The sequence below is a fragment of the Acinetobacter sp. AR_0276 genome, assembly GCF_003000705.1.
Taxonomy (GTDB): Bacteria; Pseudomonadota; Gammaproteobacteria; order Pseudomonadales; family Moraxellaceae; genus Acinetobacter; species Acinetobacter nosocomialis.
Genome location: NZ_PSQO01000004.1, coordinates 3,322,273 through 3,341,483, shown reverse-complemented (window position 1 = coordinate 3,341,483; position 19,211 = coordinate 3,322,273). Strand labels below are relative to the sequence as shown.

The window sequence follows — 19,211 nt, the reverse complement described above, 5'->3', positions numbered from 1 at the left end:
ATTTTTCCATAAATCTTGTTAAGCCACTTTGTTCGCTTCAAGCTGCTGTTTTTTCGCATAGACCACTGCTGCATCACGAACCCATTTGCCGTTTTCCCATGCTTTACGGCGTGCTTCGATACGCTCGTGATTACATGGTCCACGTCCGGCAATCACTTCATTAAATTCATGCCAGTCAATCTCGCCAAACTCGTAGTGACCAGTTTCTTCATTGAACTTTAAATCTGGGTCTGGTACTTCCAAGCCAAGTTGCAACACTTGTGGTACGGTGTTATCGACAAACTTTTGACGTAACTCATCGTTACTAAAACGTTTGATTTTCCACGCCATGCTTTGTGCGCTGTTTGGAGAGTGTTCATCACTTGGACCAAACATCATGAGTGCTGGCCACCAATAACGATTTACCGCATCTTGTGCCATCTGTTTTTGTTCCGGTGTACCGTTTGCCAAAGCCATCATGGCTTCAAAACCTTGGCGTTGGTGGAAACTTTCTTCTTTACAAATACGTACCATCGCACGTGCATATGGCCCATACGAAGTACGGCAAAGCGCAACCTGGTTCACAATGGCTGCCCCATCGACAAGCCAACCAATTGCAGCGACATCTGCCCAAGTCAAAGTTGGATAGTTAAAGATTGATGAGTATTTCATTTTCCCATTAATCAACTTTTCCATCATGTCATCACGGTCAGCACCTAAGGTTTCTGCCGCGCTATACAGATATAAACCATGACCCGCTTCATCTTGTACTTTCGCGAGCAAAACCGCTTTACGTTTTAAAGTCGGCGCACGCGTAATCCAGTTTCCTTCAGGCAACATACCTACAATTTCAGAATGGCCATGTTGCCCGATTTGACGAATCAATGTTTTGCGGTAGGCATCAGGCATTTGATCCTTAGCCTCGATCGTAATTTCATTGGCAATATTTTGTTCAAATTTCTGGTAATTGTTTTCCATTCTTTCATTCCCTGTAGGTATCACCCTTAAATCTATTTTTCGATACACAAAAAACAAAGTCAACTAATTTTTTAGTATCAAATTAAATTCACAACAATAAAACAATTCAAACTATTGAAATTAATAAAATTAAGTTAAATGTAAAAAACTTTTTTACTTTTAAAAATCAAAATAAAGTTGACTTTTATACAAATTAATCTGAAATTATGAATCATATTTTTGCAATTTTTATAATTGATGTATCAAATAAAAAAGGAGTTTGGTCATGCTTGAACAAGCACACCTAGAAGGAACCTCAACTGACACAGATTTTCAGCAGTCTGAGCATCAACTGCCTCATCTTGCTTCTTATGTCTATGGAACATGGCATTCGTCTGACGAAGAATTACGTACCGTTTATCATGCCATTACAGGTGAATCGATTTATGCCGTAAGTAGTCATGGCATAGATATGAAACGTGTTGTTCAGTATGCCAAACAGAATGGTTCAGAACTGGCTAACTGGACGTTTCATCAACGCGCTAATGCTTTAAAACAAATTGCCCAATATTTACTTGAACGTAAGGAAGAGTTTTACAAACTTGCGTATGCAACAGGCGCAACTCGTAAAGATGCGTGGATTGATATTGAAGGCGGTATCCAGACATTATTTGCTTATTCAAGTCTGGTTCGTCGTGAACTCAATGACGAAAAAATTATTACCGAAGACAGCTGGATTCAATTATCTAAAAATGGAACTTTCGGTGCTAAGCACATTTTAAGTCCTAAAGCAGGTGTTGCCGTTCACATCAACGCATTTAACTTTCCAATTTGGGGAATGCTTGAAAAGATTGCACCGACGTTACTTGCTGGTGTTCCATGTATTGTTAAGCCTGCAACCGACGGTGCCCAATTAACTCAAGCAGTTGTAAAAGCGATTGAAGAAGCACATGTATTACCAAAAGGTTCGCTACAACTCATTTGCGGTCAGACTTATGACCTGTTAGAACAGTTAGGCCCACAAGACTGCGTTACGTTTACAGGTTCGGCTTACACAGGCCAAAAATTACGTAATCACCCTCACCTCAATAAATATTCAATTCCATTTAGCATGGAAGCCGACTCGGTAAACAGTGCAATTTTAAGCCCTGAGGCAAATGAAGAAACTATCGATTTATTTGTGCGTGAAGTCTTTCGTGAAATGACCACCAAAGCAGGTCAAAAATGTACTGCGATTCGTCGTGCATTTGTTCCTGAAAATTTGTTAGCGACTGTACAAGAGAAGCTGACTGCCAAACTTGCTAAAGTTGTGGTGGGCGACCCTCAAAAAGAAGAAACCACCATGGGTGCTTTAGCGAGCATTAAACAAAAACATGACGTTGCAGAAAAAGTTGCCGAACTCAGCAAAGACGCAAAAATTGTTTTTGGTGGCAACGATAGCTTTACATTTAATGCAGATCATCCTGAAAAAGGTGCTTTTTTCGCTCCAACTTTATTGCTTTGCGAACAGCCTTTACAAGCGACGAATGTTCATACCACGGAAGCGTTCGGTCCGGTATGTACACTCATGCCATATCAAAACATTGAAGAACTAGCTGATCTTGTTTCACGTGGTGAAGGTAGCCTAGTGGCTTCTGTCGTTAAAAATAATGATGAGAATATTGAGCAGATTATTCAAAAAATCGCGCCTTGGCATGGCCGTGTGCATGTACTCGATTCAGAGTCTGCAAAAGAAAGTACAGGACATGGTTCACCACTTCCACATTTAGTACACGGTGGCCCTGGCCGTGCAGGTGGCGGTGAAGAATTAGGTGGTATTCGTGCAGTTAAACACTATATGCAGCGCACTGCAATTCAGGGTTCTCCAAACAGTTTGACGCAAATTACTCACTCATGGACTGCTGGCTCGAAAGTTAACGAAGACCGCGTACATCCATTTAAAAAGTCTTTTGATGAATTAGTGATTGGTGAACGTTTATTAACAGCGCGCCGTACAGTCACCGAAGCAGATATTGTCAATTTCGCGTGTTTAAGCGGTGACTACTTCTATGCACATACTGATAAAATCGCAGCGGCGGAGTCTTTCTTTGGTGAACGCGTTGCACATGGTTACTTCATTGTGTCTGCTGCAGCAGGTCTATTTGTAGATGCAGCACAAGGTCCTGTGATTGCCAATTATGGTATGGACAACTTACGTTTTGTTGAACCGGTTAAAATTGGTGACTCGATTCAGGTTGAACTCACCTGTAAACAAAAAACACCTAAACCACAAAAAGACCCTTCTCAGCCTGCGCATGGTGTTGTGGTATGGGATATTAAAGTCAAAAACCAACGCGGTGAACTTGTCGCAACTTACGACATTTTAACTTTAGTTGCTCGCGAGGCTTAATGTTTAAAATGAGATGGGGTCACCTCGTCCCCATCTCATTTTTTTAGCACTCAATGGCGTTAACAGCGAGGCCACCTTTTGAAGTCTCTTTATATTTCTCAGACATATCTTTGCCTGTTTCTTTCATGGTCTGAATCACTTTATCTAGGGTGACAAAGTGTTCATCATCATCATCATGAAGTGCCATTTGGGCTGCATTAATGGCTTTTACAGCTGCAATTGCATTTCGTTCAATGCAAGGCACCTGAACCAAACCACCAATCGGGTCACACGTTAAACCCAAGTTATGTTCAAGCCCAATTTCAGCCGCATGTTCCACTTGCTCAGGTGATGCACCTAAAATCTCGGCTAAACCTGCCGAAGCCATCGCACACGCCGAGCCGACTTCGCCCTGACACCCTACTTCTGCACCAGAAATAGAAGCATTGAGTTTACATAAAATGCCAACGGCTGCCGCACTTAAAAAGAAACGAACCACTTTATCTTCGGAAAAGTCTTTAGAGAAAGTCACGTAGTAATATAAAACTGCCGGAATAATTCCTGCGGCCCCATTTGTAGGTGCCGTCACTACTCGACCGCCAGCAGCATTTTCTTCATTTACCGCTAAGGCAAATAAATTGACCCATTCCATCGCATGAAAAGTCGTCACAATCAGGTTTGAGTTTTTCTTATTTAATAACTTATCGTGAATTTTCTTGGCCCGACGTTTTACGTTTAATCCGCCCGGTAATATTCCTTCATTAATTAATCCGTTGTGAATGCACTGCTGCATCACTTTCCAGATTTCCATAATCTTGCTGCGAATCTCAGTTTCACTACGCCAGCTTTTTTCATTTTCAAGCATTAACTCGCTCACTGATAAATGATGAGTCTTACATAAGTTTAAAAGTTCAGCCGCACTGTGAAATGGATATGGAACCTTAACATCGTTAGTTTCAGTTTGGGTATGTGTTAATTGTCTTTGGCTAACAATAAAGCCACCACCTACTGAATAGTAAGTTTCTGCATATAAAATTTCTTGAGCCTCGTTATACGCAATCAATTCCATTGCATTGGGGTGATAAGGCAAAGATTCATCTAAAAAAAGCACATCATGCTTATAGTCAAAAGAAATACTCTTTTGCCGATTAAGCTGGATTGTTTTATTTTCAAGAACATCTTCAATCAAGCTTGTACTTACTTGGGTATCGATATGTTCAGGGTCAAAACCCATTAAACCTAACAGAACAGCCTTATCTGTCGCATGACCGACACCGGTTGCCGACAGCGAACCGTATAACTTCACCTGAACTCTAGCTGTTGCTTGTAAATCGTTTTGCTTCAATAAATCATCCACAAAACTGTATGCCGCACGCATTGGTCCAACTGTATGGGAGCTAGATGGGCCGATGCCAATTTTAAAAAGATCAAATACACTAATAAACACGTAGTCCTACCTTCGATTCATTATTATTCGTATGTTCGTCATTATTGTGTCCTTTCGGATAGCTCTAAAATTATCATTAAGCCAAGTACAAATCACGAATAACTATTGGGTAGTCGCATAAAAAGACAACGGTTGAATCTTCTCTCTAAACTAATTGCTACACAATCACAGATTTTGAAGCTTTTAATTTTGTCGTAGACGTTTTGAAAAATTCTTAAATTAATTTAGTACATCAATTTGTATAAATAACAAACAGCACATATTAGCCATTAGTCGCACTTCCATATTTTTACTCATTTTTACTGGTAAAGTGCTTTACATGGTTTGATACAACCTACTTAACTCAGATGCATAATTCACCTGTTACCTGCATCTGAAGTTTTTCTGCCTCTAGTCCGCTAGGGGCTTTTTTTCGTAATAGATAAAAACTGCTATATCAGGTTCATAAGCATAGCGAAAAACAATATCCTCTCTTCCATTCTTCTTAAACTAAAAAAATAAAAGCCCATCTTTTGACAGGCTTTCTTATTCAGTCTTCTATCAATTTTTAGTTAAAAAATTAACCGCAGTTCGCGTTGGTAATTTTTTGAGTTGCTGGATCAATAGTAACAGTTACTCGGTTTGAACGGTAATCCATCGTCATTGGCTGACCAGGAGCTACTTTACGTACAATTTCTGACTTCGTTTTTTGCTTAATTTGGTCATCAGTTAAGCCAGATTGCCCTACTAATTTTTGAGCTTCTTCTGCTACGCAGTTAGCTTGGTTATCACGGAATAACTTCCACTCTTCGACCACTTGACCATTTGGCAGATGACAATATCCAACCTGACCATTTGTTTCATTTCTAATTTCTAATTTTCCGCCTTGTTCAACACAATATTGACTTGCCGGATTTGGTGAACCAATTTTTGGTGGAGTTAATTCTTTATGCTGTACTGCTGAACAAGCCGTTAACGAAACAAGCGCTAATCCAAGAAAGATAGTTTTTTTCATAAATTTTACTTCTTACTAAAAAAAATAAAGATATCAAAAAAATTCATGTTTTATATAAACTGTTTACAATAAAAAACCTTCATAGAGAGTAACTTACAAAATAATTAATTATTCCAAGCGGTACATTATTAGCAATAGAATCAATCAACAAATTTATGCGCTATGATCTTTCTAAAATACGTGCCCCAACACCTTCTTGTCCCAATACATCATTTGGATTTCTTAGTGGACATTGCTCTAATGACAAGCACCCACAACCTATACACCAATCCATTTCATCTCTAAGTCGCGTAAGTTTTTGAATACGATCATCCAAACTTTTCCGCCAATCAAGAGATAACTCTTTCCATTGCTGTGCAGTTAATTTAGATCCCATCGGATACTTACTTAAAGCTTGTTTAATTTCATCTAAGGGAATCCCAACTTTTTGGGCAATTTTAATGATCGCAATGTAACGCAACACCACTAAAGTAAAACGACGTTGATTACCATTGGTTCTTATACTTTTAATTAAACCTTTAGACTCGTAAAAATGAAGCGTTGAAACTGCAACACCACTGCGTTTTGCAACTTCACCTACAGTCAACAAACGGCTTTGATTCGTTTCAGTCATTTCTATTAATCACAACTTTAGTTGAGGTTTTATAAAAGGATGCTTAAATTTTGTCAAATAAGAAATTTAATTTTAACAGTTCAAGCATTTAGAATATTTATCTAAATTTTAAACTACTAGAATGAATTAAGAATATATATCCAAAAATGAACAAAAAACAATCAACTTGTTTAAATTAATACTTCAGGTCAGGCCATATAAAACAAAATACTATGGTCTATTTTCACAGCCACAAACCCAAAACATATTGTAAACAAATGGCATAGGTGCGCCGAGTGGATAGACTTTAGCTTCTTCTATTTTATATGTCTTTTTTCTCGATTCAATATGTAAAATATTATCACAGCGTGCAATCACTGTTTCTTTTTTATATAGCTTTTTTCTTTCATTTTTTGCATCAAATTTATATACCAAAAAGTAAACTTTTTCCCCTACCTCTATATTTGAATGATTAACCATAATGTAACCATTACAATACTTACATTGCCAATCGTCCATATCTTAAAATATCACATACTCAAATTAAAAAATAGAATAACTGTTTTAGTATAAATAGACCTCTTGCGAAAGTCGTTATTGCAAGTTCATCCGATTTACCAGTGCAGCGATTAAGTTAATGCGTAAACCGAATCTTTTCCGTCTATTTCGATAGCGTTCACTTAATATTCTAAATGTTTTCAATTGACTATTAATATGTTCGATCACAACTCGTATTTTTCCAATCATTTTATTGTACTTTTTCTCAACATCAAATAAGGGTAAATTCTTCTTTTTCTTTATTGGCATCAATAATTTAAAGCCATCTTGCTCTAATCCGTAGTACCCTAAATCGGTCATAACATATTTACAATGTTTGAATTTTTTAACCGTTCTTCTTGCCAATTTAATGTCATGCTGACTGCCATTCGATATATCTAGCCCTATGATTTGTTTGCTGTTCGGATGATAGATCACTTGTGCTTTTAGCGTATGTTTCTTCTTTTTACCACTGTAGAACTTACTCTGATTTTTTTTTCGGACGTTCTATTGAACATTCTGTCGCATCAATAATGACCCAGTTAAACTGTTCGTCTGCTGTGGTAATGCTTCGTTTTGGCAGAGTAAACCGTCTTGATTTCATCAATGCATCTTCAACCTTTTTAATGGTTCGATTCACATTACTTTCAGCGATATGGTAATTTGCAGCCAACTCCAATTGAGTGCTGTAATTCCGTAAGTAATTGAGTGTTAATAATAATTGATCCTCTATAGCTAAAGTATGAGGACGCCCAGATTTCTTTTTAAGTGATTCTACTTCTTTTAAAACTTCGATCATTTCACTAAAAACTGGTCGAGGTACACCAACCAAGCGCTGGAATTCAGAATCTGAAAAACGATTTAATTTCTGATATCTCATGAAATTTAGATTGAGGTGGTTTTTACTTTCGCAAGAGGTCTAATTTAATAAAAATATAAATCTAAAAAAATATTTAAAATTAAAAAATAATACTTATTTGTGACGTTTATCACACTAATTGGCTGTCAAATTATAAAAAATAAATATATAAAAGACAAATAGTTAACAGAATATAAAATAATTATCATTTTCAATTAGATCAAATATTTTAAAATCAAACTTAATACTTATAAAATTACATAAACATAATATTTATATTATTATATAAAATAAAAAATAATTTAAATTATTTTTTAAGAACTATATTAAAATCAATAATTAAATATTTTTCATCTTGAATTGAAAAAAATTCACTCCTATATTTATTTAAAAAACTTAGAATATATAGAAATATATCTTGATTTTTTCCTTATGACTACTCAGAGACAAAAACTTGAACTTCCTTTAGGACATAATAAATTATTACTTCATTCATGTTGTGCTCCCTGTTCTGGAGAAGTCATGGAAGCATTAATTGAGTCCAATATAGACTTTTCTATATTCTTTTATAATCCTAATATCCATCCAGTGAAAGAATATCTCATTCGTAAAGACGAAAATATTCGATTCGCAGAGAAACATAATATTCCGTTTATTGATGCAGATTATGACACAGACAATTGGTTTGCTCGTGCTAAAGGAATGGAAAATGAACCTGAACGTGGTATCCGATGTACCATGTGTTTTGATATGCGCTTTGAGCGTACTGCTTTATACGCTTATGAACATGGTTTTAGCTTAATCAGTAGTTCTTTAGGCATTTCAAGATGGAAAAATATGGCACAAATCAACGATTGCGGGATTCGCGCTGCTTCACACTATCCAGAAATCCAGTACTGGGACTACAACTGGCGAAAAAATGGTGGCTCTAGCCGTATGATTGAAATTAGTAAGCGTGAAGAATTCTATCAGCAAGAATATTGTGGTTGTGTCTATTCTTTACGTGATACAAATCGCTGGCGTATGAGTAATGGCCGAGATCGTATTAAACTTGGTGTTAAGTTTTATAGTAATGCTATGGAAGAAGATTAAAAATCTCTCTAGCTATTTAAAAATAAATAAGTTAATTATATTTATTTCATTTTCTAAATTTTTAACCTTAAATAAAAAGAGCCACATCTGGAGAATGTGGCTAAAAGGTGTACTTAGACGAGCTTTGATGTTTTTATAATAATTAAGTTAGCTTAAAATAATATTAATAAAATTTTTTTATTTTAAAAAGTCATAAAAATAAGCAATTTCTTTTCTCATTAGATTTATTGTGTTAGTTTTTAATACTTTAATGTTTCTATAAACTATTTATATCCAACATATAATTTCATCAATCAGTCAGAATGAAGTGTAATTATGATTCAAAATGAAATAATCAAAGTCTCGCCAGTTCAACAACAAGACTATACTCAATGGTTAGAATATTGGGTTGCCTATCAAAATTTCTATCAGGTCAATTTACCCCTCCATATCACAAAAATGACTTGGGATCGTTTTTTCGATGAAAAAGAACCCATTTATTGTGCTGTTGCCAAAAATAAACAAGGTATCTTAGGTTTTGTCACTTATATGTTTCATCGGTCTACTTGGGCAGAAAATAACTACTGTTATTTAGAAGATCTGTATGTATCACCTGAAGTTCGTGGACGACACATTGGTAAACAACTTATTGAGTATGTCCAGAAGCAAGCCACCCAACATAGCTGTGAACGTTTATATTGGCATACTCAAGAAAGCAATCAAAAAGCACAAAAACTCTACGACTGGATTGCACAAAAGCCCGGCATTATTCAATATCGTATGTCTTTAACCTAACAAGTAAAAACACCAAAAGCCTTAATTCTTTTGGTGTTTTATTTTTAAACCTAGAATAATGTTTATTTAATTCTTGCTGCGAATAAACTTACTTACTTTATCATTAACAGTTAAACATTGGTTAAATGCTGCGAAAAGTTTGAGTTCTTGCTCTAACTCGAAAAAGAAATGCTCTTTATCTTTCACTGTTTTTTCTAAATGTAAGCTAATTACCTCTAACTCTTTCACACTCCGATGCGCTTTACAGTCAATTCGGCCGACCAACTCATCTTGATAGAGAATAGGTAAACAGAAATATCCAAATACCCGTTTGGCTGCTGGTACATAGCATTCGATCCGATAATCAAATTCGAATAAAGAAGTTAAGCGGTCACGATGAATAAGCGAGTTATCAAATGGTGAAAGTATTTTTAAACCAAATTCACTATCCACTTTTTGCTCTATTGCTGCTACATCTACATATAGGGTTTGACCGTCAGCAACTTTAACCGCTGATACAATACCAGCATCAACCTGCTCTTTGAGCACAACACGCATAGCATCTTTTAAATCATTTTTCTTTAAATGAACTAATTGTTTCCATGTAAATGCCCCATGTGCTCGAAGCGTATTAGTAAATAAATACTGCGCATATTCGTAAAGCGTAGGCATTGTTAAATCAATATTTTCAGGCAAGCAACGCTCTGTCAAATCATAAACTTTTTCCATACCGTTACGCTCACAAATCATCAGATCGCCTTGCATATATAACTGCTCAAAAGCACGGCGTCCCGGACCTGTATTCCACCAATTCCCTAAACTTTTTTTATTTTTCTTGTCAATATCACGTAATCGAATTTTACCTTCAGCACGAACACGCGCCAATATTTCATTCATCAGGTGTTGATCACCTCTATTGAAATAACGGCTTTCCCCTTTCTTAACCGACATCATGGCAGGTAAAGCATAGCGATAATCTTTCATAGGAAGATAAGACGCCGCATGATACCAATATTCGAAAATCTGACGTTCGCGAACCAAACTATTTAAATGGCTTAACTCATAGTCACGCACTCGGTTCCATAATATATGGTGATGAGCACGCTCAACCACAGAGATGGTATCAATCTGCACATATCCTAAATGTTCAATCGCCTGTAAGGTTCCATCTACTCCTGTCGCAAATGGACTATTTTTTCCTAAGCCTTGTTTAAGTAAGGCAATTTTTTTCAAAGTAGATGTCATAAAAATCAAATATTGTTTTATTCATTTCAAATCTAAAAATTTCAGAATCATCCTATCACTATTCTTTAATCTTCTTTGCAACTAAATCGTATTTCTTTAGATATGTAATATTCTCTACTCACATAAAAATTTATAGGCGAATTTTGCGATAACTTTTAGGTGCTAGTCTTATCACTAAAACTATCACCAGTATCACACTACATAGATGAAAAATCCATCCCGCTTTATAAGTCCCTGTAAAGTCGTGTAATGCTGCGACTAGCCAAGGTGGTATAGCCGCAAGTAAAAAACCACCCCCTTGCATAAGTGCAGATAAAGCTCCTGCATTGCTAGGTTCTTCAAAATGGTCAAGTGCAACAATAAGTGTTAGAGCAAAACAGCCTCCCAAGCCAACCCCTAAACAAATTGCCCATAAAATAGATGCAAACTCGGGCACAAATGCAAGTCCAGAAAAACCAGCAAATTGCATGAATAGAGTAAACCATAGCCATGGACGGCGATCTTTATATTGTCTAGCTAAAATAGGCAAAATCAGTGCCGATGCTGCTTGGCTTAAAGCAAGTAAAGCGAGCAATTTTCCACTTTGTCCACTACTCCAACCATGATCTTGAAAAGACGGTGCTAACCAAGCAACAACCGAAGAATAACCACCATTAACAAGCCCAAAACACAGCATTAATAACCATGTTCTAGGTTTCTTAAGCAACGTCTTTACAGGTGCTGCAGATACATTCAAACTTACGATAGAGGGTAAAAAAATAAATGTTGAGATTAATGCCAATACAGCTGGTAGAGCAAAGAAAGCCAATCCCACAGGCCATAAACCCATTATATTTGAGACCACAGGCGCTAACCATGCGCCTAATGCACCGCCCCCCATAAGCATAGCGGAATAAAGTCCCATCATCGGTCCAATATGTTGACTAAACTCTCTTTTGATAATGCCTGGAAAAGCTGCTTGTATCAGCGCGACGCCTAAACCGATCACAACCGCACTGATAATTAAACCCTCAGCTGTAGGAAATAAAAATCTAAGGCCACATCCAATACAAATAGTCAGTAAAGCACCCAAAACAACTCTGCGCTCGCCAACTATGCTTTGTACGATTGGACCAATAAATGCAATGACTCCCATTAACATCATCGGCAATAAAGTGAGTAAAGCTATTCCTTGTAGACTCAACCCAGTGCCTGCTCGGATACTGGAGACTAATGGACCAATGCTTGTCATAAAAGGTCTTAAATTGAGTCCAACCAAGGCGACTGTAACGATAAGCATGGATCGAGCAAAAGAAGCTCCAGACTGATTCATTACTTTAGGCCTGACTGATTGCTTTGATAATTCTTCCACAGTACGTAAAGATCGGTACGGCCTTCAAATCGAACAGGTACATATTCAATTTTCATAGACTGCTCAGCAAAGGGTTTTGCAAGATCAGCATATATTTCAGTTGTAGATAAACCAAAAGGTTTTCCGTCTTCATTAGAATAAGCATAATGAACTGTTTTTATACCTGCTAAACGCATTGCGGCCATACACATAGGACATGGATGCCCACTTGCAAACACAGAACAACCTTCTAAATTTGCAGTTCCTAGAACTTGGCTAGCTGCACGAATTGCAAGTAATTCAGCATGAGCCGTCGGGTCATTGGTTGTTAAAATCTGATTTACGCCAGAAGCAATTACTTTCCCATCTTTTACAATTACTGCTCCAAATGGTCTGCCGCCTTTTTCAACATTGTGATAAGCAAGTTCTAACGCTTGGCGTAAAAACATTTGATTTTCTTTCATCATTTATCCTCAACCCACTTTGCGCCGACTAAAAGAAGTAACTTTCAATTTCACAGTATTCACTTGAATGTACATGCTGTAGCAATGATCCAATTATCTAGATAAGAAACTTAGGTATGAAAAACTCTAAGTAAGCTTTAAGAGCAGAACAATTTGGAACTAGAATAAATGTGCTTAAAAGTATTTGGAAATTAAATTATTTAATCGATTGTATTAAGATTATAAATACTTATTTATTGTGCTTTTTGCATTGTTGGTGATAATTCTTATGTTTGACCCTCGTCTTCTTCGTGCATTCGTGACTATTTTTGAAAGTGGCAGTTTTACCATCGCTGCTGATAAGTTACATCTGACACAATCAACGATTAGTCAGCAATTGGCACGTCTTGAAGAATCTGTTGGTCATACTCTCATTGATCGTACATCACGACCTTTACAATTGACTGCCTCAGGTGAATATTTAATTGGTTATGCTCAAAGAATTTTGACACTTCAACAAGAAGCAGAAGCTGTTTTAAAAGATCCAGCAGGTAGTATTCCTATTCGGATTGGCTTACCAGAAGATATGATGAGTACTGTTATGGCAGAAATTTTTGGCATGTTCGCGCAAGCCCATCGGTCTATTCGCTTAGATGTTACTTCTGGTCTAAGCCGTAACCTAACAGAGCGTTACCGAAATGGTGAACTGGATATTGTTATCGTGAAAGAGCCTGCTGCCAGTGCTGATTGCTATGCATCTTTTCCTGAAGAAATGGCTTGGTTTGAAAGTGAAAATACGATTACATCCATAACCGATCCCATTCGTTTAGTAACTTTTCCCCAAGGTGGACTTTATCGAGACGAAATGTTTGAAACCTTAGAGCGAGAACGGAAACGTTGGTATATTGCTTTTACAGGCAGTAGTTTAGAAAGTGTTTTAGTCAGTGTCGAAACAGGTTTGGGAATATCTTTACTTCCTGTAAGTACCACTAAAGGTCGTCGTGTACGTAAATATAGATCGTTAGGTGAAGCTTCACCTATGGTAGTTTCAATTTACACATGGGAAAAAGCTGGGTTGATTTCCCAGCTGGGACTGTTCTAAATTTTGTGTAAGTACTTAATTTTCATTTATCCTTCAGAGGATAATTACAAAAGGTACTTCACATGGATGAAGCAACAATCAAAAGTATGGCTGCCGAATTGGCTAAAGGTCTAAAAACACCAGAAGACTTAAACCAAATGACAGCAGTCTTTAAAAAATTCATGATTGAAACTGCACTCAATACTGAACTTTCAGACCATCTCGGTTATGAAAAGCATCAGCCCAAGAAAGGCTCAAATAGCCGTAATGGGTTTAGTTCTAAAACCATTACAACTCAAGATGGACAACTGGCTTTAGATATTCCCCGTGATCGAGAAGGTTCATTTGAGCCACAAATTATCAAAAAGCACCAAACACGCATCACCAGTATGGATGACCAAATCCTCTCACTGTATGCAAAAGGAATGACTAATAGGGAAATTGTAGCCTTCTTCAAAGAAATGTACGATGCCGATGTGTCAGCATCTCTCATCAGCAAAGTTACCGATGCTGTGATTGAGCAAGTGACTGAGTGGCAAAATAGAGCCTTAGATAGCCTTTATCCTGTTGTCTATCTTGACTGTATTGTTGTCAAAGTCCGTCAGCACTCCAATGTGATTAACAAGTCCGTATACCTTGCTTTAGGCATCAATATGGATGGGCAAAAAGAATTACTGGGTATGTGGATTGCTCAGACAGAAGGTGCCAAATTCTGGCTGTCAGTCATGACAGAGCTAAAAAATCGAGGAGTACAGGACATTCTTGTTGCCTGTGTAGATGGATTAAAAGGCTTTCCTGACGCGATAGCCTCTGTTTACCCTCATACTGATATTCAACTGTGTATTGTGCATGTTGTACGCAATAGCCTGAGATTTGTAAGCTGGAAAGACTACAAGGCTGTTACGTCGGGTCTGAAAGCGATTTATCAGGCAAGTACAGAGGAAAATGCTTTAAAGTCCCTAGACATCTTCTGTGATCAATGGAATCACCAGTATCCCAAAATTGGAGAATCCTGGCGGGCCAATTGGGAAAATATCCGAACGATCTTTAGCTATCCAGCCGAAATACGTCATGCTATTTATACAACAAATGCGATTGAGTCGTTGAATAGCGTAATACGCCATTCAACGAAGAAAAGGAAAATCTTTTCATCTGATGACTCAGTAAAGAAGGTCATTTACTTAGCAACATCAAATGCTGCGAAGAAATGGACGATGCCAATTCAAAATTGGCGTTTAGCAATGAATTGGTTTACGATTCAGTTCGATGATCGATTAAAAGATCATTTATAAAAAATGGAACTTACACAAAATAATTTACAGGCTCTCCCAGCTTGCTGATAAGATGACTACTGTATTGCAGGATCGTTTCGAATCGCTCTCTTAAGCTTTTAACTTATTTCATTTAAGCTTTCAGCAATCAATTTTTCCGCCATTTCCTGAGTTTTCTTCAAACCAGGCATTCTATACTCGGTATGACCATAGTCTTGTATAGATTTCCAGCGTCCACCCCATGTCAGTCCAACGGACTCTGCAACTTGCCCATACAGACGATACCCCTGCATAGCCCATGGATCACGTTCAGAAATAACCACTTTACCATTTCGTTTAAATGCTACATCTGCTGCTAAACCAAATTGATGGTAGCTCTGATAACCTTTTGCCTTGGTTGTATTCGGGTTGCCTGCCAACATATTTTGGCGCCCTGGACTGCGATAACCTTCAAGCAAGACTAACTCATAACCATATTGCTCTTTCATAATTTTAAAGACCATAAGCAAACGCTGCTTATAGCGTGGGTTCATTTTGTCCCACTTACGATTGACCATATTGGTATCTAAAATTGCACGACCATCGAAACTTGCTTTATCAATAGGTGAAGAATTAATTGCACCACTGTCTTGAGAAGCATATTGTTGTTCTAATTGAGTCGCTTCAACAATTGCCGCTTCAATCAGACCTTCATCCACTTCAGGTGGTGGTGATAAGATTTCTCCATTTAATAATGCGTAAATTTGCGGATCAGTTTTTTTTAAGTATTCGGCTTCAATCCGAGTTGAACTAATCGGACGAGTAAAGGCAAAAACTAAAATGCTGGCAAATAAAAAAAATCCTGCAATTACAATCCACCATTGTTGCAAATGCCAATGAGATTGTAATTTTTCAGGTGCAGCTGCCTGATTCATGGTCTGGGCAAATTGCCTGACCTGATTTAGTTGCCGACGTCCCTGAGGTAATAACGATAAAACAAATGTTCTACCTTTACTTCTGAGTTCGTAAGACATTAAAAATGCCAGCCCTATAGCAAGGCAGGCAAAACAAAAGAAAATTAGAAAAATCATCATGAATTTACTAATTCACCGCAAATGGACTGCGAGTCACTTTGATATCAACCGATGCTTTCGGTGTTTCCGCCTCAGCCTCTGGCTCAACTGGAACTTTCTTAGCTTCAGCAGGTTTAGCTTGAACTACCTTAGGTTGAGCGATAGGTTTTTGCTGAGCTGGTTGTATTGGTTGAGTGGGTTTAGCCACAACTTGTTGCTTAGGTGCTACCCGTTCACCTGTTAACTGTGCATCAAAAGGTGAAACACGTTGCTGAGTTGGAGCCGCATTTTTATGAGGAGCAGGTTTAAAAATACCACTCAGTTCATTTTCTTTAGGTTGCTCAAAACCATCATGGCTCATTGGATCAGCTTGCTCTTGCTGATCAACTGTAACTTGTCCATGCGTAGAAGAATTCGTCATCAATACTGGATCACGTTCCTGATCTTGATTTGACTTACTCTCAACAGTGGTAGGATCTGACGAATACGGTTGAGACAAGAACAGGAACAGTGAGATGCTTACAAACACCCCGGCAATAATACCAATGATGATATAGTTTACTGGTGATCTCGACTTTTTTTTATTCGATTGCAAAACTCGAATAGAAGTTGGTTTTTCCTGAGCCATTTCGTTCCATCATCAAGGTAAATAAATTGTAATATGTGCCTGCTCTTGTGGGGCAGAAATCACATTTTGATAAGTAGATAATGCTTTATCATTTTGATTGTTCAACATAAATCTTAGACCCGCGAAGGTAAGCAATGCAAAAATCAATAAGAAAATCAAAATCCAGAAAAAAGGTAATTCGCGATGAATAATATTTCGTATCTGATCAGGAATTGCCGAGAACGGCGAAAAAGCAACTTTTTTACCTTTTAAATAATCAATTTCGTCACCTACTCGCGCAACCAAATGATTTAAGCTTTCGATAGACTCAATTCGATATTTACCCTGAAAACCTAATAATAGACAGTAATGGAATACTTCAAGAGCAGCTAAACGATCTTTTCCACGGCTTCTCAGCTGTTCTAATATTTCGAAGAACTGATAACCCGCCAATTGAGAACCAAATAAGCTCAATTGCAACGGACTAATCAACCAAGCATTTTGCAAATTAAAATAGCTTGGGTCTTGTTGGGTCACGATTGTTTCATCAATCAATGCACAAAATGCATATTTAGCATCATGAATATCATCTGCTGAAAACTGCAACTTTTTAGCTTGTTGTTCAAATCGATTAAGCAAATCTAAAATCTTTTCACGAAACCGCTGCGCGTCAGCTGGCACATACTGATTTCGAATCAAAAAGATTAAATAAAAACCATCGTGCAATAAATCGATCAGATTAATCGCCTGTAGTTTTGCTTGGGACTGGCTATTATTGTTTCCCCCTGTCCCGATTTGCCCGTCATCAAATAAAGAAGGAGCACCTGTAGATTGTGACATTTTTCTCTCCTTTATCTTTAAGCGTTCATGACCGCAATCAGCTCAATACTGATATCTTGGAAGCCCGCTGGAACGTAAATACAAATCGTCTCTGAATCTAACATGCGCTGATAGAGTTCATGATGCGGTTCGATTTCGAAATAGCTCACGCCAGAACGCACTGGAATAGCCGTTGGAACTTGAATTAAGTGGTGTAATGGAATGGCTGGTAATGCTGCAACAACACGCTGTTCAACATCCAGCGTACTACCGATTTTAAACCGTAGAGGTACAATCTGAATCAACTCGTGAGTCTGCATTGCACTGCTGGAAACGGCTATATAAAGTCTAGTATCACGAGTAATCTTATCTGTCTCGAGGCTTCCCACCCAATATGAAGGACGAATTTCTTTAAGGGCAATACTGATGTAGCGACTAGAAATAATGGGATCTAATAAATCACGCAAAATGGTGTCGAGCTGGGTAAAACTCTCTTGCAAATTGTGATGTTTATAGGCCGGTAACTGATCAACTTCATAAGCTGTCGAAAAAGTTAATAATGAGCCCGCTAAACGCAATAGTTCAAAAAACAATCGTTCCGGATGAATTTGTGGATATTGCAGGAAATGATTCAGACCAGCATGTGCAGTGTTTAAAGCATTGACTAACCAAAACGAAACGATATCACCTGAACGGAATTCAATTAATTTCTGTTCATTTTCACGGTTGTTGGTTTGAATGGTTTTAATTTTTGCCTTAATAACATTCAATGTTCTTTTTAAATTCGAAACTAATGTCTCAGATGCATCGACATGCAAAATAGGTGGAATAAATTTACGATCAATTTCAAAAGCACCTGAACTCTGACGTTTGATTTTACCAATTGGCAAATAAAGAAAACCATCCAGATTATGATCAGGATTACTGTTTGCATCTAATAATTTAAACACAGCTCGACGACGCAATAAGCTGATATCAGCTTCTGTCGCATTTGTGAACAGATCGTGGGTCTCAACCAAATGTGATTGATAACGCCCCTTCTGTGATTGATTCTGATCAATTAAATTCTGTTTATTGGCTTGTAATAATGGTAATGCCAAATAGATGACCATTTCACCACGTAAATTAAGCTCATCAAGCAAAATTGGTTCAGGTAATAAATCGTAAGCCGGTGCCTGATATATTTCACCGTCTTGCCAAATCATTTCTACCGATTCAAGCGCAAGAATATGTGTACTAAGCTGTGCTTCATCAAAACTTAATTTTTGAACACCATATGAAAACGGCACAACAGCACGAACAGTGTGATTTAAGCGTTGTTCATGATAGGTATCTTGAATTTGGAAATGTTGAGGTCTTAAAAATAAACCTTCGCCCCACAGGACTTTTTCAGCTTTAAACATATGTCTTTACCAATCTTTATTCATATTCATTTTTAGGCTGCACACCTAACATTTCCTGAACCATTTGTAATGGGTTTTCATCTTTAATGACTTGTGCCAACCATTCATGTAATGGCATTTGACTCCATTTAATGGTCTTTTGAAGCATATAACTCACAGGACTATGTGGCTCGTTGGCCTGAAAATAATCGGCTATTTCTTGTAGCACTTTCATTGCTTGCTCACGGTTAGCCAAGTGAGTTTGTGCTTGAGGCTGAAACATAAACTTTAGTTCCCTCGTCTTCTTAACTCATCGAGAGCATCTTAAAGATGGCACTTATTTTGCTTAACAATATTACGTTTTATGAAAATCGTAATACTGATCAAAATGGGGAGCTCTCGA

At 37.4% G+C, this 19,211-nt stretch carries 18 protein-coding genes and 1 pseudogene; 5 read left to right on the top strand and 14 right to left on the bottom strand.

The features are described 5' to 3' along the window. Window positions 1–18 precede the first annotated feature (18 nt). The gene (gene paaA / locus CSB87_RS16940; protein WP_004887791.1) at window positions 19–957 is read right to left on the bottom strand and encodes a 1,2-phenylacetyl-CoA epoxidase subunit PaaA; all 939 of its coding nucleotides are present in this window, start codon (window positions 955–957) and stop codon (window positions 19–21) included. 265 nt (window positions 958–1,222) lie between these two features. On the opposite strand from paaA, the gene paaZ reads away from it, so the two are divergent. Next, the gene (gene paaZ, locus CSB87_RS16935; protein ID WP_004887793.1) at window positions 1,223–3,325 is read left to right on the top strand and encodes a phenylacetic acid degradation bifunctional protein PaaZ; all 2,103 of its coding nucleotides are present in this window, start codon (window positions 1,223–1,225) and stop codon (window positions 3,323–3,325) included. Between the two features lie 43 nt (window positions 3,326–3,368). Here paaZ and CSB87_RS16930 read toward each other — a convergent pair whose 3' ends face one another. The 5 genes from CSB87_RS16930 to CSB87_RS16910 all read right to left on the bottom strand — a co-directional run bounded on the left by CSB87_RS16930 (window position 3,369) and on the right by CSB87_RS16910 (window position 7,754). After that, a complete protein-coding gene (locus CSB87_RS16930; protein WP_004887795.1) occupies window positions 3,369–4,751 on the bottom strand; it encodes an L-serine ammonia-lyase in 1,383 nt (460 codons plus the stop codon). Window positions 4,752–5,310: 559 nt separating this feature from the next. After that, window positions 5,311–5,745: an I78 family peptidase inhibitor gene (locus tag CSB87_RS16925; protein ID WP_004887796.1), complete on the bottom strand. Its 435-nt coding sequence runs from the start codon at window positions 5,743–5,745 to the stop codon at window positions 5,311–5,313. Between the two features lie 160 nt (window positions 5,746–5,905). After that, a complete protein-coding gene (gene soxR, locus CSB87_RS16920) occupies window positions 5,906–6,358 on the bottom strand; it encodes a redox-sensitive transcriptional activator SoxR (protein WP_002048264.1) in 453 nt (150 codons plus the stop codon). Window positions 6,359–6,568: 210 nt separating this feature from the next. Beyond that, window positions 6,569–6,856, bottom strand: coding sequence for a hypothetical protein (locus CSB87_RS16915; protein WP_004887800.1), 288 nt, complete (start codon window positions 6,854–6,856; stop codon window positions 6,569–6,571). Window positions 6,857–6,931: 75 nt separating this feature from the next. Continuing rightward, window positions 6,932–7,754 (bottom strand): IS5-like element ISAba27 family transposase gene (locus tag CSB87_RS16910; protein WP_076611894.1). Its coding sequence is split into 2 segments (ribosomal slippage): window positions 6,932–7,372 and window positions 7,374–7,754, totalling 822 coding nucleotides; the frame shifts between segments, so codons are not numbered across the junction. A 411-nt stretch (window positions 7,755–8,165) separates the two neighbouring features. On the opposite strand from CSB87_RS16910, the gene CSB87_RS16905 reads away from it, so the two are divergent. Next, entirely contained in the window at window positions 8,166–8,825 is a 660-nt protein-coding gene (locus tag CSB87_RS16905; RefSeq protein ID WP_006580639.1) for an epoxyqueuosine reductase QueH, read from the top strand. A 315-nt stretch (window positions 8,826–9,140) separates the two neighbouring features. Continuing rightward, window positions 9,141–9,599, top strand: coding sequence for a GNAT family N-acetyltransferase (locus CSB87_RS16900; protein ID WP_004887804.1), 459 nt, complete (start codon window positions 9,141–9,143; stop codon window positions 9,597–9,599). A 66-nt stretch (window positions 9,600–9,665) separates the two neighbouring features. Here the strand turns inward: CSB87_RS16900 and CSB87_RS16895 are convergent, their stop codons facing one another. From CSB87_RS16895 to CSB87_RS16885, 3 genes are all read right to left on the bottom strand, one after another. Further along, entirely contained in the window at window positions 9,666–10,823 is a 1,158-nt protein-coding gene (locus CSB87_RS16895) for a winged helix-turn-helix domain-containing protein (protein WP_004887805.1), read from the bottom strand. Between the two features lie 130 nt (window positions 10,824–10,953). Then, window positions 10,954–12,135, bottom strand: coding sequence for a cyanate transporter (locus CSB87_RS16890; protein ID WP_004887806.1), 1,182 nt, complete (start codon window positions 12,133–12,135; stop codon window positions 10,954–10,956). Continuing rightward, window positions 12,135–12,617: a nucleoside deaminase gene (locus CSB87_RS16885; protein WP_004887807.1), complete on the bottom strand. Its 483-nt coding sequence runs from the start codon at window positions 12,615–12,617 to the stop codon at window positions 12,135–12,137. Before CSB87_RS16885 ends, CSB87_RS16890 begins: the two co-directional genes overlap by 1 nt. A gap of 268 nt (window positions 12,618–12,885) precedes the next feature. Between CSB87_RS16885 and CSB87_RS16880 the strand changes: the two genes are divergently transcribed. Then, window positions 12,886–13,698 (top strand): LysR family transcriptional regulator, encoded by an 813-nt coding sequence (locus CSB87_RS16880; protein ID WP_050488922.1) that lies wholly within the window; start codon window positions 12,886–12,888, stop codon window positions 13,696–13,698. Window positions 13,699–13,760: 62 nt separating this feature from the next. Then, window positions 13,761–14,969, top strand: a complete 1,209-nt coding sequence (locus CSB87_RS16875; RefSeq protein ID WP_000343018.1) for an IS256-like element ISAba26 family transposase — start codon at window positions 13,761–13,763, stop codon at window positions 14,967–14,969. A gap of 98 nt (window positions 14,970–15,067) precedes the next feature. Here the strand turns inward: CSB87_RS16875 and CSB87_RS16870 are convergent, their stop codons facing one another. The 5 genes and pseudogenes from CSB87_RS16870 to CSB87_RS16850 form a co-directional block, all read right to left on the bottom strand. Then, window positions 15,068–16,021: a M15 family metallopeptidase gene (locus tag CSB87_RS16870; RefSeq protein ID WP_002048347.1), complete on the bottom strand. Its 954-nt coding sequence runs from the start codon at window positions 16,019–16,021 to the stop codon at window positions 15,068–15,070. 7 nt (window positions 16,022–16,028) lie between these two features. After that, a complete protein-coding gene (locus CSB87_RS16865; protein WP_004887809.1) occupies window positions 16,029–16,628 on the bottom strand; it encodes a hypothetical protein in 600 nt (199 codons plus the stop codon). A 12-nt stretch (window positions 16,629–16,640) separates the two neighbouring features. Continuing rightward, entirely contained in the window at window positions 16,641–17,447 is an 807-nt protein-coding gene (gene icmH / locus CSB87_RS16860; RefSeq protein ID WP_002048400.1) for a type IVB secretion system protein IcmH/DotU, read from the bottom strand. A gap of 17 nt (window positions 17,448–17,464) precedes the next feature. After that, window positions 17,465–18,829, bottom strand: a complete 1,365-nt coding sequence (gene tssK / locus CSB87_RS16855) for a type VI secretion system baseplate subunit TssK (protein WP_004887810.1) — start codon at window positions 18,827–18,829, stop codon at window positions 17,465–17,467. Between the two features lie 16 nt (window positions 18,830–18,845). Beyond that, window positions 18,846–19,088: pseudogene (locus tag CSB87_RS16850) on the bottom strand (type VI secretion system protein TssA); the annotation flags it as partial. Between the last annotated feature and the right edge of the window lie 123 nt (window positions 19,089–19,211).